The sequence below is a fragment of the Microbacterium alcoholitolerans genome (genome assembly GCF_050408615.1).
Lineage (GTDB): Bacteria > Actinomycetota > Actinomycetes > Actinomycetales > Microbacteriaceae > Microbacterium.
The window spans coordinates 157,246-183,803 of sequence record NZ_JBNTKD010000001.1; the positions used below are offsets into that span (position 1 = coordinate 157,246).

Consider the following 26,558-nt stretch of genomic DNA (forward strand, 5'->3'; position numbering starts at 1 on the left):
GGTGTGTCGGCCCAGTCTACCGGCGCGGGCGATCGCCCGCTCAGTCGAGCAGTCGGATGCCGAGGCCGGCCGCCATCACGGGAGCGAGCAGCTGCACCTGGAACGGCGACATGGTCACGCCGCGAAGGCTGTTCACATCGAGGAACGCCTCCGCATCCAGGCCGCGCAGGTCGACGTGCGTCGCGCGCATGCCGCGCGGGTCGACCTCGCCGGCGCGGCAGTTCTCGAAGCGCAGGCGCGTGAGCTCGGCCTGCGGCATGTCGAGGCTGCGCAGTGCGCAGTCGCGCACCAGGACGTCCTCGCCGCGTGCTCCGCCGAAGGAGAGGTAGTCGATGCGGACGTCGGCGAGTTCGAGTTCGGCGATGCGCGCACTGCTCAGATCGAGCGTCCCGATCCGGCCGCCGATGATTCGAAGACGGCGGATCGTCGCATCCCGCATCGTCATCGACGCGACGCGTGGCGCGTCCATCTCGACATCCATCAGCGTCGAACCGGTGAGGTCGACGGAGTCGGCGTCGGCGCTCATCCGGCACTGCTCGAGCGACGAGTGCGCCAGATCGGCGTCTCCGTGCAGCGCGAGCTCGACGGCCAGCAGGTCGGCCGCGCGCGTCGGGGCGGCCGTGCCGAGGACATCCGGCAGATCCGGCGGCGAGATGCGAGGGGCGATGAGCGAGTCCGCGGTGCGAGCCATGCGGTGAGAATATCGCCACCCGCCGACGTGGAAACTATCAGCGATCTCTCAGACTTGCTAGCGTGGAGGCGGCGGTGACGATGACGTCGCCGCAGGAAAGGAAGAGCTCCCATGTCCCCTGTCCTTCTGATGCTCATTGGGCTGGCCATCTTCGCCGCCGGGTACATCTTCTACTCCCGATATCTGTCCAGGCGCGTGTTCAAACTCGATCCCGCGTTCAAGACCCCCGCCCACGAGCTGAACGACGGCGTCGACTACGTCCCCACCAACAAATTCATCCTTTGGGGACACCACTTCACGTCGGTGGCCGGCGCTGCTCCGATCGTAGGTCCCGCGATCGCCGTGATCTGGGGCTGGGTGCCCGCCTTCCTGTGGGTCACGATCGGAACCGTGTTCTTCGCGGGCATGCACGACCTCGGCGCGCTCTGGGCGTCGAACCGCAACAAGGGTCGTTCGATCGGCGCGCTCTCGGAGCGCTACATCGGCAAGCGCGGTGCCAGCCTGTTCCTGGTGGTCATCTTCCTGCTGCTGCTGATGGTGATCGCGGCTTTCGCCGTGGTGATCAAGAACCTGCTGATCAGCACGCCGAGCGCGGTGATCCCCACGTGGGGTGCGATCCTCGTGGCGCTGCTGGTGGGCGTCGCGGTGTACCGGCTGCGCTGGCCGCTGCTGTGGGTGACCATCGTCGGCGTCACGGCGCTGTACGGACTGATCGTGCTCGGGGATCAGGTTCCGGTCGTGCTGCCGGATGACTTCCTGGGTATGGGACCTGCGACCTTCTGGATCCTCGCCCTGTTCATCTACGGCGCGATCGCCTCGCTGCTGCCGGTGTGGGTGCTGCTGCAGCCGCGCGACTACATCAACGGCGTCCAGCTGTTCGTGGGTCTCATCCTGCTGTTCGGGTCGGTGCTCACCGCGACGCTGTTCTCGGCGGACGGGCTCGAGATCGTGGCGCCGGCGATCAACACGGCCGTGCCCGAGGGCACGCCGAGCATGGTGCCGCTGCTGTTCGTGACCATCGCCTGCGGCGCGATCTCGGGCTTCCACGGCATGGTGTCGTCCGGCACCAGCTCGAAGCAGCTCGACAAGGAGCCCGACGCCCGCTTCGTGGGCTACTTCGGAGCCGTCGGTGAGGGCCTGCTCTCGCTCGGCACGATCCTCGCCGTCATCGCGGGCTTCCGCACGGTAGCCGAGTGGGAGAGCGTGTACAGCGCATTCGGCGCCGGCGGTGTGACGGCATTCGTGCAGGGCGGCGGCGCGATCATGGAGGCCGGTCTCGGACTGCCGGCGTCGCTGAGCGCCACGGTGCTGGCCACGATGGCGGTGCTGTTCGCAGCGACCACCATGGACACCGGCATGCGCCTGCTGCGGTTCGTCGTGCAGGAGATCGGCGACTCGGTCAAGCTGCGCATCACCAAGCTCCCGGCGACGATCATCGTCGTGGTCGTCGGGCTCGGACTGACGTTCTCGCAGGGGCTCGGCGGCGACGGTGGTCTTCGCATCTGGCCGCTGTTCGGCACGACCAACCAGTTGATGGCATCCCTGACGCTGTCGATCATCGCGGTGATGCTGATCCGCAAGCGTCGCAACCCGCTCCCGGCGATGATCCCGCTGGTGCTGGTGTTCGCGCTTTCGTTCTGGGCGGCGATCGAGCAGCTCGCCGCATTCGCCAACCCCGCACAGCCGGATTGGCTGCTGTTCGCGCTCGATGTCATCATCATCGCCTCCAGCGTGTGGGTGGCGGTCGAGGCGGTCATCGCGATGCGCAAGGCGGCGACGGCTCCGCCGGAGCACGAGAACGAGGACGCCGAACTGCAGGCGGTTCGCGAAGAGGTCTGATCGATGTTCGACACCGAGGCGGTCCAGCGTCTGCGACGGCGCTGGACCGCCATCCGGCAGGGGCTCGAGGAGTACTACGCGGGCCCCTACCGGCAGACCCTCGCACGGGAGCGGCGAGATGAGGACGACCTGTTCGCCATGATCGTGCTCGGCGAGGCGCTGGGCGTGCCGGATCCTGCCGCGTATTACAGTGCCGAGCTGATGCCGCTGCTCGCAACCGACTTCCACGACTGGCATCGCCGCATGGGCATGCCCCGTTCCCCACTGGACCACGTGACATGCTGCTAGACGCCCTTCGTCATCGGATGCTGTTCGTCGGGGGGAAGGGCGGTGTGGGCAAGACGTCACTGGCATCCGCCATCGCTCTCTCGCGGGCGCGCGCCGGCGAGAAGGTGCTCGTGGTCTCGACCGACCCGGCGCACAACCTCGGTCACCTGTGGCGTCGCGAGGTCGGTGACGAGCCGCGACGGCTCATCGAGTTCGAGCACGGGCACCTCGACGGCGTGGAGATCGATCCGCAGGCGACGATCGAGCGTCACCTGGCGGCCGTGGAGCGGACGATGCTGCGGCTGCTGCCAGAGCGTCAGCACGCCCCAGCGAGAGCGCACCTGGATCGTGCACGCGACGCCCCCGGCAGTCACGAATCGGCTGTGCTGGAACGGATCGCTGAGCTCGCCGAACGGGGTAGGGGCGAGTACGACGCAGTCATCTTCGACACGGCTCCGTCTGGTCATACGCTGCGACTGCTGGCGCTGCCCGGGCAGCTCGCCGGATGGACCGACACGCTGCTGCGCAATCGCGACCGCTCGGAGCGCTTCTCGGCCGCGATGCGCGGCCTGACCGGACGCGATGATCCGGAGGCAGCGGCGCAGGGGGACCTGAAGCGCGCGCTGCAGCTGCGCCGGGATCGATTCGACGCGTTGCAGCAGGCGATCGTCGACCCGAAGCAGACCGGCTTCGTCGTGGTGTTCACCGCGGAGGCGCTGCCGGTCGCAGAGACGCTCGAGGTCGTCGAGAGCCTCCGCGCCATGCATGTCGACGTGGCGGCTCTGATCGCGAACCGCCGGTCGCCCGCAGACGACGGCGATGTGCTGCGCGCACGGCGAGCCGACGAAGATGCTCAGATGTCGATCGTGCGCGATCGAGTGCGCGGCGTCGGCCTGGTCGAAGTGCCTCTCATGCCAGGGGAGCTGACCGGATCGGATGCTCTCGAGCGCCTGGCCGATGTCCTGGTCCCAGCCCTCTGACGAAGACGATTCTGTCAGCGCCAAGGCAGGCATGGTAGATTGCTAGCATGCCGTCAAGCGAGTCGAAGGTGCAGTTCAACGTCTACCTGCCCCAGGAGCTGGTGCGCGCTGTGAAGCACCGCGCAATCGACGAGGAATCCAGCCTCTCATCGCTCGTCGAGCGCGCCCTGCGGGAGTATCTGGACGGAGCGGCGTCATGAATGTGACCGTGCAGCAGATCGTCTACGCGGGGCATCCGCAGCGCTGGCACGCGCTGGCCGAGGCGCTCGGGCTGTTCGCACCGTTCCCGCCAGAGCCGGAGTGGGCAGAGTTCGAAGGCGGCGGAGTGCTCGCCGTCCACGCCGAGACCGCGGAGCAGCGCGAGGGCACGACCGACCTGCACCTGCTCGTCGACGACCTGGATGCCGCCGAGCGCGCACTGATCGGCCGCGACGTGATACGCAGCGCGATGGCGGGCGTGGGGGACATGCTCACCGTGCGGGCTGCATCCGGAGTCGCCCTCACCGTCTCCGCCGGCGCTCGCCGCAGTGCAGGCGACATCGTGATGCAGCCGATCTGGTTCCAGGACGATATCGCGGAAGCACGAGAGTTACTCGAAGCGCTCGGACTCCGCGCCGAGATCGTGGCGGACCGAAGCGGATGGGTCGAGATGCACGCGGACGGCGGAGGATCGGTCGGCGTCCACACGGCATCCGGTCGCAGCGAAGGAGCAGAAGCGGGCATCGGCCTGAGCCTGCTCGCGCACGGCGACCTCGACGCGCTCGCCGCGCGATTGACGGATGCCGGCTTCGCAGCATCCGTCATCGACGAGGCCTATGGTCGCACCGTTCACATCACGGAACCCGAGGTCTGGATCAACGGCGTACAGGAAGACCTGTACGGCTACCGCAGGGTCGCCGCAGAGCACGAAGAAGGCGCGTAGACTGGTGCGACCAGCTGTGATCCGGCCATCACCGGGGAGCTCTCGGAAGAACCCTTCGACAAGCTCAGGGCGAGCGCGTCAGAGGAACTAGAACCGAGCGGGGCAGGCCCGTCATCGCCGCAGTGAGAGTGGTTCGGCTCGTGACCGGCAGGTTTCATGCCCGAGCACGCAGGGTGGTACCGCGGTCCGCGCACGAGCAGATCGTCCCTGCAGCAGCATCCGCCAACGAACACTGCGAGAGACGATGACCTACCCGCGCACCTCCGCCGCCTCAGGAAGCCAGAGCGCCTTCGGCCCGGCTGCCGTCACCCCGAGTCCGCGTTTCCCCGAGATCGAGCAGGAGATCCTCGAGTTCTGGAAGAACGACGACACCTTCCGCGCGTCGATCTCGCAGCGTGAGGGTGCCGACGAGTGGGTCTTCTACGACGGTCCGCCCTTCGCCAACGGCCTGCCGCACTACGGTCATCTGCTCACCGGGTACGCCAAGGACGTCTTCCCGCGCTTCCAGACCATGATCGGCAAGAAGGTCGATCGCGTGTTCGGGTGGGATACGCACGGACTGCCTGCCGAGCTCGAGGCGATGAAGCAGCTCGGCATCACCGAGAAGAGCGAGATCGAGGCTATGGGCATCGATGTCTTCAACACGAAGGCGCGCGATTCGGTGCTGACCTACACGCGCGAATGGCAGGATTACGTCACCCGTCAGGCGCGCTGGGTCGATTTCGATCGCGGCTACAAGACACTCGATCTCGGCTACATGGAGAGCGTGCTGTGGGCGTTCAAGACCCTGTACGACAAGGGTCTGGCCTATGAGGGCTACCGCGTGCTGCCGTACTGCTGGCGCGATGAGACCCCGCTGAGCGCGCACGAGCTGCGCATGGACGACGACGTCTACCAGATGCGTCAGGATCCCTCCGTCACCGTCACCTTCCCGCTCACGGGCGCCAAGGCCGAATCGCTCGGCCTCACGGCCGTGCGCGCGCTCGCCTGGACGACCACGCCCTGGACGCTGCCGACCAACCTCGCGCTCGTCGTGGGACCTGCGATCGAGTACGTCGTCGTCCCGGCGGGCCCGAACGGTGCCGCCGACATCGTCGCGGGAGACGACGTCGCCGAGAGCGCCGCGCACCGCTATCTGCTCGCGCGTGAGCTGCTGGGCGGTTATGCCAAGGACCTCGGCTACGAGTCGCCCGACGACGCGCTCGCCGCCGTTGAGCAGACCCTGCGCGGTGCCGAGCTCGAGGACGTCACCTACGATCGCCTGTTCGACTACTACGCGGATGCCGAGACGTGGGGCACCGAGAACGCCTGGCGCATCCTCGTCGACGACTACGTCACGACCTCGGACGGCACCGGCATCGTGCACCAGGCGCCAGCGTATGGTGAGGACGACCAGCGGGTCACGAACGCCGCGGGTATCCCGACGATCATCTCCCTCGACGACGGCGGCCGGTTCCTGCAGGCCGTGACCGATGTCGCGGGCGAACTGTGGATGGAGGCGAACACGCCGCTGGTGCGGCTGCTGCGCGCCGCCGGTCGGATGCTGCGAGAGCAGAGCTATGAGCACTCGTACCCCCATTGCTGGCGCTGCCGCAACCCTCTGATCTACAAGGCCGTGTCGAGCTGGTTCATCCGGGTCACCGACATCAAGGACGACCTGCTCGCGAACAACGAGCAGATCACCTGGGTACCGGAGAACGTCAAGCACGGACAGTTCGGCAAGTGGCTCGAAGGCGCCCGCGACTGGTCGATCAGTCGCAACCGCTACTGGGGCTCGCCGATCCCGATCTGGAAGAGCGACGACCCCGAGCACCCGCGCGTGGACGCGTACGGCTCACTCGAGGAGCTCGAGCGCGACTTCGGCACGCTGCCGCGCAACCCCGAGGGCGAGGTCGACCTGCACCGCCCGTACATCGATGACCTGACCCGGCCGAACCCTGACGACCCGACCGGCAAGAGCACCATGCGCCGCATCGAGGACGTCTTCGACGTCTGGTTCGACTCGGGCTCCATGCCCTACGCCCAGGTGCACTACCCGTTCGAGAACCAGGAGTGGTTCGACTCGCATTCGCCGGCGGACTTCATCGTCGAGTACATCGGGCAGACCCGCGGCTGGTTCTACGTCATGCACGTGCTCTCCACGGCACTGTTCGACCGCCCGGCGTTCACCGGCGTCAGCTGCCACGGCATCGTGCTGGGCTCCGACGGCTACAAGATGTCGAAGTCGCTGCGCAACTACCCGGACGTCAGCGAGGTGCTCGACCGAGACGGATCGGATGCCATGCGCTGGTTCCTCATGTCGAGCTCGGTGCTGCGCGGCGGCAACCTCGCCGTGACAGAGGAGGGGATCCGCGCCGGCGTGCGCGAGTTCCTGCTCCCGCTGTGGAACTCCTGGTACTTCTTCGCCACCTACGCCAATGCGTCCGACGGCTATGAGGCGACGTGGCGCACGGACTCCACCGACGTGCTCGACAGGTACATCCTGGCCCGTCTCGGCGATCTCGTCCGCGAGGTGCGCGCAGACCTCGAAGGTCTGGACTCGACGACGGCATCCGCTCGTCTTCGCGAGTTCGCCGAGGTGCTCACCAACTGGTACATCCGGCGCTCCCGTGACCGGTTCTGGGAGGGCACAAGCACTAACGCGTTCGACACGCTCTACACGGTGCTCGAGACCCTCACGCGGGTCGCGGCGCCGCTGGTGCCGCTGATCAGCGAGCGCATCTGGCAGGGGCTGACGGGTGGGCGCAGCGTGCACCTGACGGACTGGCCGGATGCCGACGCATTCCCGTCCGCCGATGATGTGCGCGGCGCCATGGATGCCGTGCGCGAGCTCAGCAGCGTGGGCAACGCGCTGCGCAAGAAGGAGAAGCTGCGGGTGCGCCTGCCGTTGGCACGCCTCACCGTGGTGTCGCCGCTCGCGGCGGATCTCGCCCAGTTCGAGGGCATCCTGCGCGAGGAGCTCAACGTCAAGGCTGTAGAACTGGTGCAGCTGACCGACACGGCCGCTGCCGAGTACGGCATCAGCCACCGGCTCAGCGTGAACGCCCGCGCCGCGGGACCGCGCCTGGGCAAGGAGGTGCAGAAGGTCATCCGCGCCGCCAAGGAAGGATTCTGGACCGAGCAGGACGGCGTGGTCACCGCCGACGGCATCGCTCTGGAGCCGCAGGAGTACGAGCTCGTGCTCGAGACCTCCGGTCGCCCCGAGGGCGAGGCGCTCGCGCTCGTGCCATCCGGCGGATTCATGCTGCTCGACACCGCCACAACGCCTGACCTCGAGGCCGAGGGTCTCGCGCGAGACGTGATCCGCGCTGTGCAGGACACCAGGAAGAACGCCGGCTTCGACGTCAGCGATCGCATCCGACTCGCGCTCACCTTTGCCGACGACGTCGAGGCGGCAGCCGTCGCATCCGCCTTCGGTGCCGCCGGCGTCGCGGATGAGACGCTCGCCCTCGCCTACGCTGTGCGCTCGGGAGTCGCGGAGCATGCAGCGTCGGGTGACATCACCGGCGAGCCGGAGTTCGAGTCGGTGGTCGCTGCGGGGACGTACGCGAACACCGGCGCCATCACCGTCGGCGTCAGCCGGATCGGAGAGAACGATGAGTGACGACGTCCAGCGCGCCGACGCTGTCTACGAGAAGCTGCTCTCTCGGGCGGGGGAGCGCTGGGTGCAGCCCCGCAAGGAGCGCACCGCGCGCATCCTGACGCTGCTCGACGACCCGCAGCGCACCTATCGGGTCGTGCACATCACGGGCACGAACGGCAAGACCTCCACCGCCCGGATGATCGAGAGCCTGCTGCGCTCGCACGGGCTGCGAACGGGACTGTTCACCAGCCCGCACCTGAAGCGCTTCACCGAGCGCATCATGATCGACGGCGAGCCGATCGCGGATGCGGCTGTCGCCGACGCCTGGGATGAGATCGAGCCGTTCGTCGGCATTGTCGACGCCGAGCTGGAGGCTGCGGGCGATGCGCCGCTGACCTTCTTCGAGCTCCTGACCGTGCTCGCGTTCGTCGCGGCGTCGGATGCCCCAGTCGACGTGCTGGTGCTCGAGGTCGGCATGGGCGGGTCCTGGGATTCGACCAACACCGCCGACGGCGATGTGGCGGTGTTCGCCCCGATCGACATGGATCACGCAGACCGACTGGGGGAGACCCTCGCAGAGATCGCCGAGGTCAAGGCCGGCATCATCAAGGACGGCGCGGCCGTCGTGTCGTCCGAGCAGCAGGCCGAGGTCGCCGAGGTGCTGCGCCGGGTCGCAGCAGACAGGGGCGCGAGCATCGCGTTCGAAGGCCAGGACTTCGGCCTCGCGGCGCAGAAGCTCGCGGTCGGCGGTCAGCTGCTGACGATCAAGGGCATCGCCGGCGAGTACGCCGACGAGTACGTGCCGCAGTACGGCGCCCACCAGGGGCACAACGCGGCGCTCGCCGTCGCCGCCGTCGAGTCGCTGATCGGCGGCGGCTCTCAGCGCATCGCCGGCGACATCCTCGCCGACGGTCTGCAGAACGCCACATCGCCAGGTCGCCTTCAGCTGGTCGGCATCGCTCCGACCGTTGTGGTGGATGCCGCGCACAACCCGCACGGGGCCGCAGCGCTCGCCCGCTCGCTGGACGACAGCTTCGACTTCGACGAATGGGGTCTGGTGCTCGGCGTGTTCGCCGACAAGGACGCCGCGGGAATCGTCGACCAGCTGCTGCCGGCCGTGACCGAGGTGTTCGCTACGGCTCCCGACTCCGACCGCTCCGAGTCGGCGGATGCCATCGCTGACATCGTCGAGGCGCAGGGGCGCCGTGCCACCGTGCATCCGACCCTCGCCGAGGCCGCGGATGCCGCACGCGAATGGGCGGCATCGTCGGATCGCCGTGCGGTCGTGATCGCCGGATCGATCGTCTTGGCCGGTGAGGCGCTGCTGCTCTCCGAAGACGAGGACTGGAAGTCGGGGTGGCGCGCATGAGCGCCCGCACGGCCCGACCCGCGCGCACCCTGGCACAGAAGCTCGGCTCGATCGTGCTCGGCTCGGAGGCGATCGTCGTCATTCTCGCCGGTCTCACGGTCTACGGACTCCGTGCGGTTCCCGAGAGCATCCCGCCGTGGTGGGGCATCGTCGGCGGCGCGGTCGTCGCGCTCGCACTGATCGTCGTCGCCGGCTCCATCACCAAGCCATGGGCCTTCGCCGCCGGATGGGCGCTTCAGGGCGTGATCGCCCTGGCCGCGTTCCTGGTGCCCGCCATCATCGCCGTCGCGCTGATTTTCGGAGCCATGTGGGGGTATGCGACGATCGGTGGGGCCCGCATCGACCGAAACGGTCCGGCGGGCTCGCCGGCAGAACCTCACACAGAGAGCGAATGACATGGCCACTGAAGAAACCCTCGTCCTCGTCAAGCCCGACGGCGTCGCCCGCGGCCTGACCGGACAGATCCTCGCCCGCATCGAGGCGAAGGGGTATGCCCTCGTCGACCTGCGCCTCGTCGAGCCCGACCGCGACCGTCTTGCCGCCCACTACGCCGAGCACGAGGGCAAGCCGTTCTACGAGCCGCTGCTCGAGTTCATGATGTCGGGGCCGTCCGTGGCGATCCGCCTCGCCGGCAACCGCGTCATCGAGGGGTTCCGCTCGCTGGCCGGCACGACCGACCCGACGTCGGCCGCCCCCGGCACGATCCGCGGCGACCTCGGGCGAGACTGGGGTCTGGCGGTGCAGCAGAACCTCGTGCACGGCTCGGACAGCCCCGAGTCCGCCGCGCGCGAACTCGGCATCTGGTTTTGACACGGCCCGGAGCAATGCGGCGAAGCCGCGTTGATGCGGGCTCGTGTCAAGGTTGAGCGAGCGTCAGCGAGTCGAAACCTGAACCCGTGACAGAAGGGGGCGTCCTGCGGGACGCCCCCCTTCCTGTTGACGGGATGGGCTCAGAACAGCATGTCCATGACCTCGCCGAGCAGGTCGAGGCCGGCCAGCTGCGCCATTGCGACGATGATCGCATAAGCGACGATGGTCGCCAGCGGCACCCACACCATCGTCCGATCGGCACGCCGGCGGACCGCGGCGGACTTCGTGAGGGTTCCGTTGCGGAGCAGATGCACCACGGTGGCGAAGAAGGTCGGGATGGTCACGGCCCACGTGGCCATGCACCAGGGACACAGCACCGAGAGGCTGTAGATGCTCTGGAAGATCAGCCAGCACACGAAAACGAACGCGCCGGTCACGCCGAGCCCGAACAAGCCCCAGAACCACCGCGGGAACCGCACGCCGCCCAGAACCGCCACGCCCATCACGAGCACCGCCATCCAGCCCGTGAGCCCGATGATCGGATTCGAGAAGCCGAAGACCTCGCCCTGCCACGAGCCGAGGTTCTTGTCGCACTGCAGCATCACGCTGACGTAGCAGCTGGTCTGGCCGCCGGGATTCTCCAGCAGGAAGAACTTCTCCAGGGTCAGCTGAAAGGCGGCCCACCACCCCAGAACGCTCGCGACGACGAGCCAGATTCCGTAGCCGAGGTGCCGGGGGCGCTGCGTGTTCATGGCGTGATTATGGCAGTGGCGTCTATGGGTTGCGTATCAGTGCGACCCGCGCGCCTGAGGTCGGATGCCGCGGACGGGCCCTCGAGGTGCGATAATGACTGAAGACGACGTCATGAGCAATCGTGATCGAATCGACAAGACTTCGGGGCCGAATGCCCCTAGCGGTCCGGCCACAGTGCGGATCGCAAGCCGATTGAGTTCGCGGCCGCAGTTTCGCCGCTCGAGTTTCCGCGGAGCACCAGTGCCCGCGCAGGGAGTAAGCCAGAGATGGCCGATGAGAACGATGACAAGACCACCCCTACCCTCGACACGACGCCGGCGCCGCCGGTAGTCGAGGACGCTCCGGTCACGGAGCCCGTCGACCAGACGCAGGAAGCCCCGGCTGATCCGGATGCCGCGGTTGCGGACGCTCCGCAGGAGGACGCGGCCGCGGAGGCCGCGGCCGAGCCTGAAGCCCCGGTCGAGCCCGAGGCCCCGGCTGAGCCTGAAGCCCCGGTCGAACCTGAGACCCCGGCTAAGCCCGAGGCCCCGGTCGAGCCCGAAGAGCCGAAACCGGTCACCGCAGTGAGCCTCGGTCTGCTTCCCGAGGTGTTCGTCTCGAAGGTATCCACGCAGCTGCACTTCTACGCGCCCGAGATCGTGCCGCTCCCGGCGCACTCGCGGCGCGATGACGACGACGATGATGACGACCGCGGCCCCGGTTCGCGTCGCGGAGGCCGGCGCCGACGCGGTTCCGACGGCGACGGCCAGGACGAGCCTCGTCAGCGCCAGCGCACTGTCGAGTACATCACCGAGCCGAAGGCGATCAAGGGCTCGACCCGCTTGGAGGCCAAGAAGCAGCGTCGCCGGGACGGCCGCGACGCCGGTCGCCGCCGCGCGGTCGTGACCGAGGCGGAGTTCCTCGCCCGACGCGAGTCGGTCGATCGCATGATGGTCGTGCGCGCCAAGAACGGCCGCACGCAGATCGGAGTGCTCGAGGACAAGGTGCTCGTCGAGCACTACGTCGCCCGCAACCAGGATGCCTCTCTGATTGGCAACGTCTACCTGGGGCGCGTGCAGAACGTGCTGCCCAGCATGGAGGCGGCGTTCGTCGACATCGGTCGCGGCCGCAACGCCGTGCTGTACTCCGGCGAGGTCGACTGGGACGGCGTCGCCACCGGCAATCAGCCACGTCGCATCGAATTGGCGCTCAAGCCGGGCGACCGCGTGCTCGTGCAGGTGACCAAGGATCCGGTCGGTCACAAGGGCGCACGCCTCACCAGCCAGATCTCCCTGCCAGGCCGCTACCTGGTGTACGTGCCCGGTGGATCCATGAACGGCATCTCCCGCAAGCTGCCTGACAACGAGCGCGCTCGACTCAAGCGCATTCTCAAGGAGGTGCTGCCCGAGTCGTCCGGCGTGATCGTGCGCACGGCGGCAGAGGGCGCCACCGAGGAGCAGCTGACGCGCGACGTGCAGCGACTCACCTCGCAGTGGGAGCACATCCAGAAGCAGGTCGAGTCCCAGCAGGCTCCCGCCCTGCTGCACGCCGAGCCCGACCTCCTCGTGAAGATCGTCCGCGACGTCTTCAACGAGGACTTCACGCGGATGACGATCCAGGGCGACGACGCGCACAGCACCATCCGCGCGTACCTCGAAAGCGTTGCGCCCGATCTGCTCGAGCGCGTCGAGACGTACACCGACGAAGTCGACCCCTTCGACGCGTACCGCATCACCGAGCAGATCGAGAAGGCTCTGGACCGCAAGGTCTGGCTGCCCTCCGGCGGATCGCTCGTGATCGACCGCACCGAGGCGATGACGGTCGTCGACGTCAACACCGGCAAGTTCGTCGGCTCCGGCGGCAACCTCGAGGAGACGGTCACCAAGAACAACCTCGAGGCGGCCGAGGAGATCGTCCGTCAGCTGCGTCTGCGCGACATCGGCGGCATCATCGTCGTCGACTTCATCGACATGGTGCTCGAGTCGAACCGCGATCTGGTGCTGCGCCGTCTGGTGGAGTGCCTGAGCCGCGACCGCACCAAGCACCAGGTCGCCGAGGTCACCTCGCTCGGTCTCGTGCAGATGACACGCAAGAAGCTGGGCCTCGGTCTGCTCGAGACCTTCAGCGAGGCGTGCGAGGTCTGCGCAGGACGCGGTGTGATCGTGCACCACGACCCGGTGGTCAAGCACCGCGGCAACGGGCAGTCCGGCAACCAGGGCCGACGCTCGCGCGGCGGGTCCTCGCAGTCGCAGCAGCAGTCGGGTCAGAACTCGTCGCAGCCCACCACGGCCAACGGCGGCACGCACAGCATCACCGAGGGGGCCAAGTCCGCCCTCGCGGCGATCGCGGCGTCCACCATCGCACCGGTCGGGGATGCCCCGGCACCGGAGGCCGCCGCTGAGCCGGTCGAGGCGCCGCAGGCCCACGACCGTCCGAAGAAGTCGCGCAAGAAGCGCAGCGCCGAGCGCAAGGGACCGAAGAGTGAGGCCGAGCAGCTGCTCGACTCCGTGCTCGACGCGCTTCCGGAGCCCAAGGCGCCCGGTCAGGGCCGCAACCGTCGTCGGGTGACGACGGCCATGCTCACGCCGACGGCATCCGAACCTTCCACAGGCTCAGAGCAGGCCGCGGGCGCAGGGCAGGCGAGCAGCTCGTCGCAGACGTCCGACTCAGCGCCGGTCTCGGGCGCGAACTCGGAGTCCTGATCTGATCAGCCTTCTGGTGAGCTCCTTGCCGCCCACGTGCTCAGCACCGGCGGCGAGGAGCGCCGGGAGGATGTCCGCGGGGACGTCGTAGTGATCTCGGTCGAACGCGCGCCGGGAGATGCCCTGGGCGGCAGCGAAGGCGTGCAGCTCCTCCAGGCTGTCGTCGCTGATGAGGTGCGCCCACAGACGCCCGTGGGCGGGCCAGACGGCGTCATCGACGAGAACGGTCATGAGGCGAGCCTAGGCGTGAGACACACCTCCCGGCTCACTTTGCGGCATCGGGCAGCATCCGGTAAAGTTGTCCTTTGGTGCGAGACCCCTGTCGGCGTTCTACGGTTGCAGGAGAAGTCTTGCGTCCGCACCCGTCGCTCGGGCGACGTACGCAAGCAACAGTCTTCCCGTGAGATTCCCGGAGCGATCCGCTCCCCAACGAAACAGGTATGAAGTGGTTTACGCAGTAGTGCGCGCCGGTGGCCGGCAGGAGAAGGTCGAGGTCGGTACGATCGTTCAGCTCGACCGTGTTCAGGCTGACCAGGGTGAGAAGATCGAGCTTCCCGCCGTGCTTCTCGTCGACGGCGCCACGGTGACCACCGACGCAGACAAGCTGGCGAAGGTCAAGGTCACGGCAGAGGTCCTCGGCGACCTCCGCGGCCCGAAGATCGTCATCCAGAAGTACAAGAACAAGACCGGTTACAAGAAGCGTCAGGGCCACCGTCAGGAGCTCACGCGCGTCAAGATCACCGGCATCAAGTAAGCACGGAAGAGGCTCAGACATGGCACATAAGAAGGGCGCGAGCTCGACCCGCAACGGTCGTGACTCCAACGCACAGCGACTCGGCGTGAAGCGCTTCGGCGGTCAGACCGTCAACGCCGGCGAGATCCTCGTCCGTCAGCGCGGCACGCACTTCCACCCCGGTGCGGGTGTCGGCCGTGGAGGCGACGACACGCTGTTCGCGCTCGAGTCGGGCGCAGTGCAGTTCGGCACGAAGGGCGGCCGCAAGGTCGTCAACATCGTCGCTGCCGCGCAGTAAGCACAGCAGACTTCACGGACGGGGCGGGCTTCGGCTCGCCCTTTCCGCGTATAACCACGTTCGACAGGACCCGAGGAGGAGAGTCATGGTCACTTTCGTAGACACCGTCACTCTGCATCTGCGCGCGGGCAAGGGCGGCAACGGCTGCGTCTCAGTGCGCCGTGAGAAGTTCAAGCCCCTCGGGGGTCCGGACGGCGGCAACGGCGGAGACGGCGGGGACATCGTCCTTGTCGCCGACCCACAGGTCACGACGCTGCTGTCGTACCACCACTCGCCGCACCGCACCGGTGGCAACGGCGGGTTCGGCATGGGCGACCTGCGTGCCGGCGCCGCCGGCGAGACACTCGACCTTCCCGTGCCGCTCGGAACCGTCGTGAAATCCACCGACGGCGAAGTCCTGCACGACATGATCACGCCGGGTGAACGCTACGTGATCGCCGCAGGCGGCCGCGGCGGACTCGGCAACGCGGCTCTCGCCTCGCCGAAGCGCAAGGCCCCGGGGTTCGCGCTGCTGGGCACGCCCGGCGACGAGGGATCCATCGTCCTCGAGCTGAAGACCGTCGCCGACGTGGCGCTGGTCGGCTACCCGTCCGCCGGCAAGTCGAGTCTGATCGCCGCGATGTCGGCGGCACGGCCGAAGATCGCCGACTACCCGTTCACGACGCTGCACCCGAACCTGGGCGTCGTCCAGGCCGGCGACAGCCGGTACACGGTCGCGGACGTGCCCGGTCTCATCGAGGGCGCCAGTGAGGGCCGCGGGCTCGGACTCGAGTTCCTCCGCCACGTCGAGCGCTGCAGCGCGCTGCTGCACGTGCTGGACTGCGCGACCCTCGAGCCTGGGCGCGATCCGCTCTCCGATCTCGATGTGATCCTCGCCGAGCTCGCCGCCTACGAGGTGCCTGAGGGCCAGACGCCTCTGCTCGAGCGCCCGCAGCTGGTCGCGCTGAACAAGATCGACGTTCCCGAAGCGCGCGAGTTGGCCGAGATGGTGCGCGCCGACATCGAGGCGCGCGGCTTCCGCGTGTTCGAGATCTCCACCGTCTCGCGCGAAGGTCTGCGTCCCCTCAGCTTCGCACTCGGTGAGCTCGTCGACACCCACCGTGCCGAGGCCGCCGTCGAGGTTCCCGCGGAGCGGATCGTCATCCGCCCGAAGGGCTCCAGGACCGAGTTCACGATCAAGGTCGAGGGTGGCACGTACGGCAACATCTACCGCGTGCTCGGCGAGAAGCCCGTGCGCTGGGTGCAGCAGACCGACTTCCAGAACGAGGAAGCCGTCGGCTACCTCGGTGACCGACTCGAGCGCCTGGGCGTCGAGGACGCACTGTTCAAGGCGGGCGCCACGCCCGGGTCGACCGTCGTCATCGGCACCGGCGACAACAGCGTCGTCTTCGACTGGGAGCCCTCGATCGCATCCACCGCAGAGCTGATGACCTCGCCGCGAGGCACGGACGTCCGCATCGGCGGTGGCAGCCGGCGCACGACCAGCGAGCGTCGTGAGCGCTACCACGAGCGAATGGATGCCAAGGCTGCCGCCCGCGAGGAGCTCGAGATCCAGCGTCGAGCCTCCCGCGAGGGCGAGGAATGACGACCCAGACCAGAGCGGACCTCGCGTCCGCCACTCGCATCGTGGTCAAGGTCGGCTCGTCGTCGATCAGCGGCGAATCGTCGTGGCGGATTCCGATGATCGTGCAGGCGCTCTCCGCCGCGCACCGGCGCGGCACCGAGGTCATCCTGGTCTCGTCGGGTGCGATCGCCACCGGCATCCCGTACCTGGCACTCGAAGCGCGACCCAACGACCTCGCGACGCAGCAGGCCGCCGCGGCCGTCGGTCAGAACGTGCTCGTGTTCCGCTACCAGGAGGCGCTTCGGCCGTTCGGCATCGTCGCCGGCCAGGTGCTGCTGACCACGGGTGACCTAGAGAATCCGACGTCGCGCAGCAACGCGCGTCGCGCCATGGACCGCCTGCTCGCGCTGCGCATCCTGCCGATCGTGAACGAGAACGACACCGTCGCCACGCAGGAGATCCGCTTCGGCGACAACGACCGCCTGGCGGCGCTCGTCGCACAGCTCGTGCATGCGGACGCGCTCGTGCTGCTGAGCGACGTCGAATCGCTGTACACCAAGCCGCCGACCGACCCGGATGCCCAGCCCATCGACGTCGTCCCCGCGGACGCGGATCTGGCGGGCCTCGAGTTCGGGGCATCCGTCGTCAACAGCGTCGGCACCGGGGGAGCGGCGACCAAGGTCTCCGCGGCGCGCATGGCTGCCGGCACGGGCATCGGCGTGCTCGTCACGAGCGCCGACCTCGTCGGCAAGGCGCTCGACGGCGCCCACATCGGCACCTGGTTCGAGCCCGCCGCCCAGGGCTGACCGCCAGGTCGTCACGACGGCCTCACGACCTCTGCGGCCTGGATACACTGACCGGATGAGCACTGTGCCGGTATCCGACGCCCCCGTTGACACCGCCCAGGATCGTCTGGCGCGCGCGAAGGAGGCCTCGCGGTCGATCGCCAGGCTCACCAGCAGTGAGAAGGCGGACGCCCTGGAATCGATCGCACAGGCGATCGAGAACTCGTCCGCGCGCATCATCGCCGCCAACCGGCTCGACATCGACCGGGGGCGTGAGACCGGGATCGGCGATGCGCTCATCGACAGGCTGCGGTTGGACGAGGCCCGCGTCGCCTCGCTGGCATCCGCAGTGCGCGACGTCGCCTCCCTGTCAGACCCGATCGGTCAGGTCATCGGCGGTCATCGGATGCCCAACGGCGTCGCCTTGGAGCAGGTGCGCGTGCCGTTCGGCGTGGTCGGAGCGATCTACGAGGCTCGGCCCAATGTGACCGTCGACATCGCCGCTCTCGCGCTGCGCGCCGGGAACGCCGTCGTGCTGCGCGGCGGCAGCGCCGCACGCGAGTCCAACACGGTGCTCGTCGAGATCATGCGCGACGCATTGCAGGCAGTGGGCATCGACCGCGAGGCGATCCAGACCGTGGACGACTTCGGACGCGAAGGTGCCAAAGCGCTGATGCACGGCCGGGGCTTCGTCGACGTGCTCGTGCCCCGCGGCAGCGCGGCGCTGATCGAGACCGTCGTCACCGAGTCCACGGTGCCGGTCATCGAGACCGGGGCCGGCGTGGTCCACATCGTGCTTGACGAGTCGGCGCCGATCGACTGGGCGCGCGACATCGTCGTGAACGCCAAGGTGCAGCGTCCCAGCGTCTGCAACGCCGTCGAGACGGTGCTCGTGCTGCGCCAGGCCGCTCCGCAGCTGATCCCCGTGGTCGCCAGCGCCCTGCAGAGCGAAGGGGTGGCCATCCATGGCGACGACATGGTCCAGGGTCTTGTCACTCAGGTCATCCCGGCGACCGAAGAGGATTGGGCGACGGAGTACCTCAGCCTCGACATCGCGATCAAGGTGGTCGACACGCTCGACGACGCACTCGCGCACATCCGCCGCTACAGCACCGGGCACACGGAGTCGATCGTGACCACCGACTCCCGAAACGCCGAGCGCTTCCTCGCCGAGGTGGACTCGGCGGTGGTGATGGCGAATGCGTCTACGCGCTTCACTGACGGCGCCGAGTTCGGGTTCGGTGCGGAGGTGGGCATCTCGACTCAGAAGCTGCACAGCCGCGGTCCGATGGGGCTGACAGAGCTGACCAGCACGAAATGGCTGGCGCGCGGGTCCGGTCAGACCCGCGGCTGAGGACTAGACTGGACAGGCGTTCGCTTGTCAGGTCAGAAACGGAGTCAGGATGAACCTCGTCGCTCAGATTGCGATGGCTGCGGCCGAGACGGAGCACCACGGGAACGTGGCCGCCGAAACTTTCATCTTCGGCGTGCTCGCAGCGCTCGTGTTCGCCGCGATGGGTGTTGTCGCTCTGTCGTACCGTCACGTCGCCAACCGTCATTCGGCCAAGGCCGAGGCATACGCCCAGAAGCACGGCAAGGATGGCCACGGCCACTAGGACTTCATGCACGATTCCTCCGCTCGGGCACCGCGCATCGGCGTGATGGGTGGCACGTTCGACCCCATCCACCACGGTCACCTGGTGGCGGCGAGCGAGGTCGCGCACTCGTTCGATCTCGATGAGGTCGTGTTCGTGCCGACCGGCGAGCCCTGGCACAAGCAGGACGTATCGCCGAGCGAGCACCGCTATCTGATGACGGTGATCGCCACGGCATCGAACCCGGATTTCACCGTGAGCCGTGTGGATGTCGACCGCGACGGCCCGACCTACACGATCGACACACTGCGCGATCTGAAGCGCGAGCGCCCGGATGCCGAGCTGTTCTTCATCACCGGAGCCGACGCCGTGGCGCAGATTCTCAGTTGGAGGGACCATGATGAACTGTGGGACCTCGCTCACTTCGTCGCGGTCTCTCGACCAGGACACGTGCTCAGCACCGATGGACTGCCCACTGATGATGTGAGTCAGCTGGAGGTGCCGGCACTGACGATCTCGTCGACAGCGTGCCGTGAGCGAGTCGCCGAAGGGCAGCCCGTCTGGTATCTCGTGCCGGATGGTGTCGTCCAGTACATCGCCAAGCATCATCTGTATCGGAGTAGCAGGACATGAGCACATCGGACCAGGACGGACACGCACGGCTCACGCGCAAGCAGCTGCGTGAGATCCGTCTGACCGGTTCGACGCCGGTCATCACCGAGCAGGACGCTGCTGACGCCGCGAGTGAGTCCGAGGTGGCCCCGCAGGCGCCGGCAGAGCCCTCGACAGAGGCAGACTCCTCGACGGAGGCCGACCTCGCAACCGAGACCGACCTCGCGACGGCAGAGCCCGCGGCAGAGGATCCGGCCGAGCAGACGGCTGCACCCGATTCCGGCGTAGGACCCGTGCCCACGGGTGAGGTGCCCCTGACGCGTCGCGAGATGCGCGAGCAGGAGAGGCTTCGCACCGCACCACTCCCTGCCGCCGAGCCCGTGCCGTCCGAGCCCGCGTCCGCGACTCCGGCTGACGACGAGGGCTCTGAGCTCGTGTCCGGCATCCCGACGTTCACACGCCCGCCCTCGAAGTCCGAGCATCCGCGCATCGAATCCGCATCCGTCGGTTCGACGCCCACCGAACCGACGTCGTCTGCTGACGCACCTGCCCCCCAGGAAGCTGACGCCGACCGCCCCATGGTCGGCGCAGCGTTCGGCATCGGCGTGACGAACGTGCAGCCGAAAATCCCCGCAGCGTTCGACGATCTTCTCGGGGGCGACGCGCACGGATCGCACCGGGGCGGCAGTGCCCTGATCTTCACCCCGTCTCCCGGCGTCGGTTCGCTGTCAGGACCGATCGCCTCCACGGGCGAGATGCTCGTCACCGGCAGCTACTCCCTGCCCGCCGGCATCGGCTCGCAGGGTCACGCGATCGGATTCGCGGACGGAAAGGACGCTGACGCGGTGCTCATCGACGGTGAGCTCGCGCCGGCATCCTCGCCGACTCCGATCGCCGCCAGTTCGGCGGTCGCCACCTCCAAACCTGCAGGTGAGGTCATCCGCCCGCCGGCGCCCGACTCGGGCAACAAGCTCATGCTCACTCTGGCGATCGTCGCCGGTGGTCTCGCGCTCGCGTTGGCCGCTGCCCTGATCTTCGCCTTCACCACGAACGTCTTTGGATAATGCAATCATCTGAATCTGCTGTCGAAATGCTCCAGATCGCCGCGAACGCGGCGGATTCGAAGGGCGGCGAGGACCTCCTCGCGCTCAACGTCTCCGGTCCCCTCCCGCTCGTCGACATCTTCCTGCTTGTGACCGGAAACAGCGAGCGCAACGTTGCCGCGATCGCCGACGAGATCGAGGACAAGCTCATCGAAGCCGGTCACAAGCGCGTTCGCCGAGAGGGCCGTGCTGAGGCGCGCTGGGTGCTGCTCGACTTCGGTGACCTGATCGTGCACGTCTTCCACTCGGAGGAGCGCGTCTACTACGGCCTCGAGCGGTTGTGGAAGGACTGCCCGGTCGTCCCCATCGAGCGCACCGCACCCGTCGCGGGGGAGTAAGACCGCTGAGGGTCAGTCCTCGTCGCCTTCGGCGGCTAGCCGATCCGCGTCTGCACTGTCGATGAGGTCGGGATCAGCATCCGGATCGAGCTCGGTCTCGCCGTCGATCTCGCGAGTGGCCAGGTCGTCCTCCGGCTCGAAGTCGGGGTCGTCCGGAATGAAGTTGGGGGTGGGGTTCGACATCGTCGGATCCTTTCGCTGGGATGCTGCGAATGTACGTCCCGGTGTCCGCGCACGATCAGTGGGTTGACGGTGGCATGCCCAGCACGCTAGGCATGTCGGCGACACTCCCGGCGTCCCGGGGCGATTGGCGAGCCGTGCGCGGTCCGTAGTATGCTGAACAGGTTGCCGGGGCGGAAGCCGCCGGACGCAGATGGGCCTGTGGCGCAGCTGGTAGCGCACCTGCATGGCATGCAGGGGGTCAGGGGTTCGAGTCCCCTCAGGTCCACGCACAAGCCCCCGGGAAACCGGGGGCTTTTCTGACGTTGCGTGCGCGCCCCAGTCGGACGAAGATGTTCTGCAGTGTGTCCACTGAATGGGGAACGATGACGTTTGCGACCAGACGGGCCGGAGTGCACCTCGCCCGGCTGTCGCTGCTCGCCCTCGTCGTGGCTCTGGTCGTCGCAGGCATCGGCGGAATCCACGCCGTCTCCGAGCGGATGCTCGCCGAGGGCGCAGCACGCATCCTCACCGGCGCCGAGCCGGGCGCGCGCACCGTTCGCGTCGTCGCCAGCGAGGCGTCCGGTGACGGCCAGCGCGCTCAGGACGCTTCGATCCGCGATGCGATCGCGACCTCCTTCGGAGGAAGCGAGATCGCCGTCACGCGCCTCGCCACGGTGACCGCACTGCAGTCGGGAGCAGGCCAGGCCGCGAAGGATGATGCGCCGAGCATCCGGCTTCTCGACGATCAGCGTGTACCAGGCATCGCCTCGCTCACCGGCGGACGATGGCCGCTGGCCGCGGGCGAGATCGCATTGACCGACGCTGCGGCGCAGCGAAAGCAGCTCGCCATCGGCGACGCTGTCGTGCTCTCGCGTGACGGCACTCGTCTCACTCTCGTGGGCACCTGGATCGCCGATGACCCGACAGACCCCGCGTGGTACGGCGACCCCGCGATCGCATCCGGTGAGAGCGACGGCGCCATCGGTCCGGCGATCGTCGCGCACGGAGCGCTGGCCCAACTGGTCAGCACTCCGACGATCACCTGGGAGATCGCGCCCGTCGGGCAGACCATGACAGACATCGCGGTCCTGCAGCGCGCGCTGAATCGACTCGGCGGCCTGCCAGAAGCCGTCGACCCGCAGCGTCAGCACAACACCCGCGTTCTCGGCGAACTCGACACCACTCTGCACCGACAGGCGGCCGCCGTCTCCGCGACGCGCGGCCTGCTCGTCGCGCCGCTGCTCATCATCGGACTGCTCGGCGCGCTCGTACTCGGCATCGTGCTCACCAGCGTCACGACGACGCGCGGCGAAGAGATCGAGGTCCTCCGGGCCAGAGGTGCGTCCGGGCGACGGCTCGCAGCCGGTGCGGCGGGCGAAGCGGCAGTGTTCAGCCTCGCGGGTGTGCTGGCGGCGACGCTCGTGCTCGCGGTCACGGTCGGGATCGATTCTGCTGCCATGACGGCGGGTGCCGGCGCGGTGGTCTTCGCTGCCGCGTTCTCCGCGGTCATGATCGCCCGCCGTGCCGATGTCGTGCGCGCAGACGCGCGGCGCAGTGATGCGGGCGCGCGCACGCTTCCCTCGCTGCTGCTGCCCGCTGGAGTCGCCGTCGCTCTGGCGGCTCTGTCCGCCTGGCAGCTGTTCAGCACCGGAACGGTCGTACAGGCGGATGGTGCGCCCGAGCCACTCGCCGCTGCGGCTCCGGCCCTGATGCTCATCGCGGGGTGTGCGCTCGCGCCGGTCGCGGCGGGTCCGCTCGCCGCCCTCCTGGAACGGCTGCTGCGCGGGACGCGTGGCATCGGGATACTGTCCCTCCGGCAGATCGCGCGCAGGATGGGCGGCATCGCCGTCGCGATCCTCTGCCTGGCCCTCGCAGCATCCGCCGCCGCGCTCGCGATCGCGGCGCCCTCCGCCGCCCAGACCGCCGAGCAGCGCACCCTCGCCGCAGCTCTCGGTGGAGACGTCCGGGTGGCCTCCGACGACCCACTGGACACGACAGCGGTCGCTGTCGAGACTTGGACGGGCGTTGCGAGTGCGTATGACGTGCTGAGCACGCCGCTCGCTGTGGGTTCGGACGCGGTCCGGCTCGTCTCCGGCGCTCCGGATGCCCTCGGCTTCGCCGAGCCGATCCCGCTGGGATCTGCCGAGACGGTCGGCGCCGCGATCACCCGCGCCTTCGCAGAGCGTATCGATGCCGCTGAGGGCACGGTGTTCACAGCGCGCGTTCGCTCCGTCGCGCGGCCGGTCTCGTTCGAGGTCCTCCGCGTCGTCGACGCGCTGCCGGGAGTGGGCGACGCGCTGGGAGTCGCCGCGGATCCCGCGGCGCTTCAGGATGCCGGCGTCGACACGCCCGCCAACGAGCTCTGGGTCCGCACTCGCACACCGGATGCGACGGCGGCGCAGCTGCGCGCAGCAGCAACGCATCCGGTCCGCATCCTCACCGCCGCGCAGGTGAGCGCCGCGCCGGTCACCTCCATCGCTCCAACACTGCTGGTCGTCGGCGCCCTGATGGCCGCTGCACTCGGCGTGATCGGCTTCCTCGCCGCATTCTCGGCGACGGCAAGGGCGCGCCGCGACGAGCCGCTCGTGCTCCGTGCCCTTGGACTTCGGGCGGCGCATCAGCGCGCATCGCGGATCGGAGAGAGCGCCGGGCTCGCAGGCTATGCGGTGCTCGCCGGGGCTGCGGTGGGTATCGGCGTGGCAGCGGCCGTGCTGCCGATCGTCCTCGGGGCGGGCTCATGAACCGCAGACCTTCGCTCATGATCAAGGGAGCAGCGACGACCCCGCTGCTGTCCCTCTTCCTCGTCGTCGTGATCGCGGTGCTGTCCTACCTGGCCGCCGCGGCTCCTGCACTTCTCGCCGACGGTCGCACCGCCACGGTCCAGCGTGCGATCGCCTCGCTGCCAGAGCTCGCCGCGTGGCCTGCAGCGCTGGTGCCCGGCCTGCCGCGACCCGATGGTGCTCCGGCCGCCGACGTCGGCGTCTGGGGTGGTGCCCTGGCCGTCCTGGAGCGGAACCGGCAGGAGCAGCCTGAGCCGCTGAGAAGTCTGCTGGGAAACCCGCGGATCGCGATGACCGTGGACCCGCTCGCCACGATGGACGCAGATCCCGCCCGCGCCACGCCCGTGCCGCGCAACCGTGTCGCGCTCGTCTCCGACCCCGGCCTCGCCGGTCGTGTCGACGTCGTCGAAGGTCGGATGCCCGAGATCACCGATCCGGCCGACGGCATCGAGATCGTGCTCACCAGCACGGTCGCCGAGCAGCTGTCCTGGCCACTCGGCAGTGAGCGCCGATGGGACGACTCGACCCTGACGCTCACCGGGATTGTGACGCCGAACGGGGACGATGCCGGCGATTGGGCGTTCATCGGCGGTTCGATCGACCCCATCGTCGAGGTCGATGCGAGCGGTGATCGCACGCTCATCGCGGCCGCGTTCATGCACGTCGACCAGGCCGCGGTGCTCGTCGATCGTTTCAACGGAATCAAGACCAGCTCATGGATGCCGTTCCACCCAACCGCGCTGGATGCCGACTCGGCAGAGGCAGCCGCGGCGCAGCTGCGGCTGCTCTCCGCCGATCCGGTGGACGTCCCCATGTACGCCAGTGGCTTCTACGACCGGGGCATGTCGTTCTCGTCGTCGCTGCCGACCGCGATCGACACGGGAGCCGCACGCGCTGACGCGATGACCGCCGTGATCACGGTCGCGGCAGTTGGTCCGATCACGGTCGCTTTGGTCGTGCTCGCACTGGTCAGCAGGCTGATCGCCGTCCGGCGCGTAGCATCCGCGCGAGTGCTGCGGGCGCGAGGCGCGTCCATGCCTCGACTGATCGCGCTGCTTGCCGGCGAGGGCGCCGTGCTCGGAGCGATCGGGGTGACGATCGGGGTGGCTGTCGCCGCCGTGCAGCCGGGCTGGGTCGCATGGTGGGTGCTGCTGTTCCCTGCCGCACTGGGAGGGGTGCCCGCGGTGGCGCTGCCGTGGGGAGCGCTGACCGACGCGGAGCGTCGCGGACGTCGCGATCTGGGCAACAGCGGTCGCGCGGGTTTCGGGCGTGCGGGCGTCGGGCGTGCGGGGGTCGGGCGTGCGGGGCTGCAGGCTCTGATCCTGGCGGTCACCGGGGTGCTGGCGTTCCTCGTTCTCGTGCGCGGCGGCACCGGTGGTGCTGACCCGCTGCTGCTCGCGCTGCCCGTCCTGCTGGGCGCCGCAGGCAGCATCCTCGTGCTCCGTCTGCTTCCCCCGCTGCTGCGGTTCGCCGAGGCTCGCGGTGCGCGTCGAGCGTCGCTCGCGGGGCTGCTGGGACCGGCACGGGCGCGACGCGACCCGGTGGTGCGGACGGCACCTGTGCTGGCGGTCGTGGTCGGACTCGGCGTCGCAGTGTTCTCCGTCGCGTTCGCCGCGACGGTGTCCAGCGGCATCGTTCGCTCGGCGACGGCCAGCGTCGGGGCTGACGTGCGCGTCGAGGCCGCGTACATCACCGAGTCGGCTGCGGAGAGCGTCGCCGCAATCGACGGCGTGATCGCGATGGCCGCGCTGCACGGCGACTCATCGGTCGAGGCGACGGTCGGTGGGCGGGCGACGCGGACGCATGTCTACTCCGTCGATCGGAACGACTTCGTCGCCATCCAGCACGACGCGGACACAGCGCTGCCGCTTCCCCCGGCGCTCACGGACAGCGCTGGTGATGCCGTTCCCGTGGTGGCATCCGAGAAGCTTCTCGCTCGACTCGGCGTCGACGCGACCGACGCGCAGGAGATGGAGGTCTCGGGCGTGCCGGTGCACGTGGTGGGCTCCGCAGCGCCGCAGGTCCCCTTCGGCGCCGCCGAGCAGTGGGTGATCGTCGATCGCGCCAATGCCGAGGCTCTCGGGCAGCGCGGCTCCGGCCTCGAACAGCTCTACCTGGCCATCGATTCGGGCGCGGACGCCGACGACATCGGAGCGGCAGCAGTGGAGGCGATCGGTGGCGACGCCTCGTTCCGGACCCCGTCGGGAGTGGCTGCCGTGTATGCGGAGGATCCCGGTTTCGGCGTCGTGCAGGGCGCGCTGCTGATGGCGAGCGCCATCGTGGTGATGCTGCTGGGAGTGGCGCTCATCGCGACGCTGGTGCTCGGCGCGCCGGCGCGAGCGCGCGTGCTCGCGCTTCTGCGCACACTGGGATATCCGCAGCGCGGCGCCAGGCGCCTGGTGGCATGGGAGGTCGCACCGGCGCTGACGCTCGCCCTGCCGTTCGGCTGGGGGACGGGTGTCGCGATGGCCTTGCTGATGATCCCGCAGCTCGATCTGCGCGGCTTCGTCGGCGGACCGATGCAGCCGACGGTAGAACTGGGCGGGATGTGGCCCGTCGTCGTCGTGATCGGATTCGCCGTGGTCGCCGCCGTCGCGGTGACCATGGCGTCCGCCTTGGCGTCGCGCCTCGAGTCGGCGGACGTGATCCGTGCGGGTGACGATCGAGATGGGTGAGCGGCGGGAGAGGATGGC

The 26,558-nt window shown here is 68.6% G+C and carries 25 protein-coding genes and 1 tRNA gene; 22 read left to right on the forward strand and 4 right to left on the reverse strand.

The window, feature by feature from the left end; translation table 11 throughout:
- Nucleotides 1–40: 40 nt before the first annotated feature.
- Nucleotides 41–691: a pentapeptide repeat-containing protein gene (locus ACQUSX_RS00770; RefSeq protein ID WP_428905074.1), complete on the reverse strand. Its 651-nt coding sequence runs from the start codon at nt 689–691 to the stop codon at nt 41–43.
- Nucleotides 692–802: 111 nt separating this feature from the next.
- Between ACQUSX_RS00770 and ACQUSX_RS00775 the strand changes: the two genes are divergently transcribed.
- From ACQUSX_RS00775 to ndk, 9 genes are all read left to right on the forward strand, one after another.
- Complete coding sequence (locus ACQUSX_RS00775) at nt 803–2,530, forward strand: carbon starvation CstA family protein (RefSeq protein WP_428905075.1); 1,728 nt, start codon at nt 803–805, stop codon at nt 2,528–2,530.
- Between the two features lie 3 nt (nt 2,531–2,533).
- Nucleotides 2,534–2,818: a cory-CC-star protein gene (locus ACQUSX_RS00780; RefSeq protein WP_428905076.1), complete on the forward strand. Its 285-nt coding sequence runs from the start codon at nt 2,534–2,536 to the stop codon at nt 2,816–2,818.
- A 17-nt stretch (nt 2,819–2,835) separates the two neighbouring features.
- The gene (locus ACQUSX_RS00785; RefSeq protein WP_428905077.1) at nt 2,836–3,777 is read left to right on the forward strand and encodes an ArsA family ATPase; all 942 of its coding nucleotides are present in this window, start codon (nt 2,836–2,838) and stop codon (nt 3,775–3,777) included.
- 47 nt (nt 3,778–3,824) lie between these two features.
- Nucleotides 3,825–3,977 (forward strand): ribbon-helix-helix domain-containing protein, encoded by a 153-nt coding sequence (locus tag ACQUSX_RS00790; protein ID WP_428905078.1) that lies wholly within the window; start codon nt 3,825–3,827, stop codon nt 3,975–3,977.
- Nucleotides 3,974–4,699 (forward strand): VOC family protein, encoded by a 726-nt coding sequence (locus ACQUSX_RS00795; protein ID WP_428905079.1) that lies wholly within the window; start codon nt 3,974–3,976, stop codon nt 4,697–4,699. The genes ACQUSX_RS00790 and ACQUSX_RS00795 overlap by 4 nt, the downstream gene beginning before the upstream one ends.
- Nucleotides 4,700–4,943: 244 nt before the next feature.
- Nucleotides 4,944–8,303, forward strand: coding sequence for an isoleucine--tRNA ligase (gene ileS / locus ACQUSX_RS00800; protein ID WP_428905080.1), 3,360 nt, complete (start codon nt 4,944–4,946; stop codon nt 8,301–8,303).
- On the forward strand, nt 8,296–9,651 hold the full coding sequence (locus ACQUSX_RS00805) for a bifunctional folylpolyglutamate synthase/dihydrofolate synthase (RefSeq protein ID WP_428905081.1): 1,356 nt from the start codon (nt 8,296–8,298) through the stop codon (nt 9,649–9,651). The genes ileS and ACQUSX_RS00805 overlap by 8 nt, the downstream gene beginning before the upstream one ends.
- Nucleotides 9,648–10,046 carry a DUF4233 domain-containing protein gene (locus tag ACQUSX_RS00810; RefSeq protein ID WP_428905082.1) on the forward strand — a complete coding sequence of 133 codons (399 nt, stop codon included), beginning with the start codon at nt 9,648–9,650 and terminating at the stop codon, nt 10,044–10,046. The genes ACQUSX_RS00805 and ACQUSX_RS00810 overlap by 4 nt, the downstream gene beginning before the upstream one ends.
- A gap of 1 nt (nt 10,047) precedes the next feature.
- Nucleotides 10,048–10,461 (forward strand): nucleoside-diphosphate kinase, encoded by a 414-nt coding sequence (gene ndk, locus ACQUSX_RS00815; protein WP_428905083.1) that lies wholly within the window; start codon nt 10,048–10,050, stop codon nt 10,459–10,461.
- A gap of 140 nt (nt 10,462–10,601) precedes the next feature.
- On the opposite strand, the gene ACQUSX_RS00820 is transcribed toward ndk, so the two are convergent.
- Complete coding sequence (locus tag ACQUSX_RS00820) at nt 10,602–11,213, reverse strand: vitamin K epoxide reductase family protein (RefSeq protein ID WP_428905084.1); 612 nt, start codon at nt 11,211–11,213, stop codon at nt 10,602–10,604.
- Between the two features lie 267 nt (nt 11,214–11,480).
- Here ACQUSX_RS00820 and ACQUSX_RS00825 point away from each other — a divergent pair, with 267 nt between their 5' ends.
- Nucleotides 11,481–13,895, forward strand: a complete 2,415-nt coding sequence (locus ACQUSX_RS00825) for an Rne/Rng family ribonuclease (protein ID WP_428905085.1) — start codon at nt 11,481–11,483, stop codon at nt 13,893–13,895.
- On the opposite strand, the gene ACQUSX_RS00830 is transcribed toward ACQUSX_RS00825, so the two are convergent.
- On the reverse strand, nt 13,860–14,126 hold the full coding sequence (locus ACQUSX_RS00830) for a DUF4031 domain-containing protein (protein ID WP_428905086.1): 267 nt from the start codon (nt 14,124–14,126) through the stop codon (nt 13,860–13,862). The two genes, ACQUSX_RS00825 and ACQUSX_RS00830, sit on opposite strands and share 36 nt — an antisense overlap.
- Before the next feature lie 214 nt (nt 14,127–14,340).
- Between ACQUSX_RS00830 and rplU the strand changes: the two genes are divergently transcribed.
- The 9 genes from rplU to rsfS all read left to right on the forward strand — a co-directional run bounded on the left by rplU (nt 14,341) and on the right by rsfS (nt 20,923).
- Complete coding sequence (gene rplU, locus ACQUSX_RS00835; RefSeq protein ID WP_311255660.1) at nt 14,341–14,649, forward strand: 50S ribosomal protein L21; 309 nt, start codon at nt 14,341–14,343, stop codon at nt 14,647–14,649.
- Between the two features lie 19 nt (nt 14,650–14,668).
- A complete protein-coding gene (gene rpmA, locus ACQUSX_RS00840) occupies nt 14,669–14,926 on the forward strand; it encodes a 50S ribosomal protein L27 (protein ID WP_428905087.1) in 258 nt (85 codons plus the stop codon).
- 85 nt (nt 14,927–15,011) lie between these two features.
- The gene (obgE, locus tag ACQUSX_RS00845; protein ID WP_428905088.1) at nt 15,012–16,511 is read left to right on the forward strand and encodes a GTPase ObgE; all 1,500 of its coding nucleotides are present in this window, start codon (nt 15,012–15,014) and stop codon (nt 16,509–16,511) included.
- A complete protein-coding gene (gene proB, locus ACQUSX_RS00850; RefSeq protein ID WP_428905089.1) occupies nt 16,508–17,296 on the forward strand; it encodes a glutamate 5-kinase in 789 nt (262 codons plus the stop codon). Before obgE ends, proB begins: the two co-directional genes overlap by 4 nt.
- 55 nt (nt 17,297–17,351) lie before the next feature.
- Complete coding sequence (locus ACQUSX_RS00855; protein ID WP_428905090.1) at nt 17,352–18,629, forward strand: glutamate-5-semialdehyde dehydrogenase; 1,278 nt, start codon at nt 17,352–17,354, stop codon at nt 18,627–18,629.
- A gap of 49 nt (nt 18,630–18,678) precedes the next feature.
- The gene (locus ACQUSX_RS00860) at nt 18,679–18,891 is read left to right on the forward strand and encodes a hypothetical protein (RefSeq protein ID WP_428905091.1); all 213 of its coding nucleotides are present in this window, start codon (nt 18,679–18,681) and stop codon (nt 18,889–18,891) included.
- 6 nt (nt 18,892–18,897) lie between these two features.
- Entirely contained in the window at nt 18,898–19,503 is a 606-nt protein-coding gene (gene nadD / locus ACQUSX_RS00865; RefSeq protein WP_428905092.1) for a nicotinate-nucleotide adenylyltransferase, read from the forward strand.
- Entirely contained in the window at nt 19,500–20,546 is a 1,047-nt protein-coding gene (locus tag ACQUSX_RS00870) for a hypothetical protein (protein ID WP_428905093.1), read from the forward strand. Before nadD ends, ACQUSX_RS00870 begins: the two co-directional genes overlap by 4 nt.
- A complete protein-coding gene (gene rsfS, locus ACQUSX_RS00875) occupies nt 20,546–20,923 on the forward strand; it encodes a ribosome silencing factor (RefSeq protein WP_428905094.1) in 378 nt (125 codons plus the stop codon). Before ACQUSX_RS00870 ends, rsfS begins: the two co-directional genes overlap by 1 nt.
- A 12-nt stretch (nt 20,924–20,935) precedes the next feature.
- Here the strand turns inward: rsfS and ACQUSX_RS00880 are convergent, their stop codons facing one another.
- Nucleotides 20,936–21,106 (reverse strand): hypothetical protein, encoded by a 171-nt coding sequence (locus tag ACQUSX_RS00880; RefSeq protein WP_428905095.1) that lies wholly within the window; start codon nt 21,104–21,106, stop codon nt 20,936–20,938.
- Between the two features lie 192 nt (nt 21,107–21,298).
- Here ACQUSX_RS00880 and ACQUSX_RS00885 point away from each other — a divergent pair.
- The 3 genes from ACQUSX_RS00885 to ACQUSX_RS00895 all read left to right on the forward strand — a co-directional run bounded on the left by ACQUSX_RS00885 (nt 21,299) and on the right by ACQUSX_RS00895 (nt 26,540).
- Nucleotides 21,299–21,371, forward strand: a tRNA-Ala gene (locus tag ACQUSX_RS00885).
- Between the two features lie 97 nt (nt 21,372–21,468).
- Nucleotides 21,469–23,826: a hypothetical protein gene (locus tag ACQUSX_RS00890; RefSeq protein ID WP_428905096.1), complete on the forward strand. Its 2,358-nt coding sequence runs from the start codon at nt 21,469–21,471 to the stop codon at nt 23,824–23,826.
- Nucleotides 23,823–26,540, forward strand: coding sequence for an FtsX-like permease family protein (locus ACQUSX_RS00895; protein ID WP_428905097.1), 2,718 nt, complete (start codon nt 23,823–23,825; stop codon nt 26,538–26,540). The genes ACQUSX_RS00890 and ACQUSX_RS00895 overlap by 4 nt, the downstream gene beginning before the upstream one ends.
- Nucleotides 26,541–26,558: the final 18 nt, after the last annotated feature.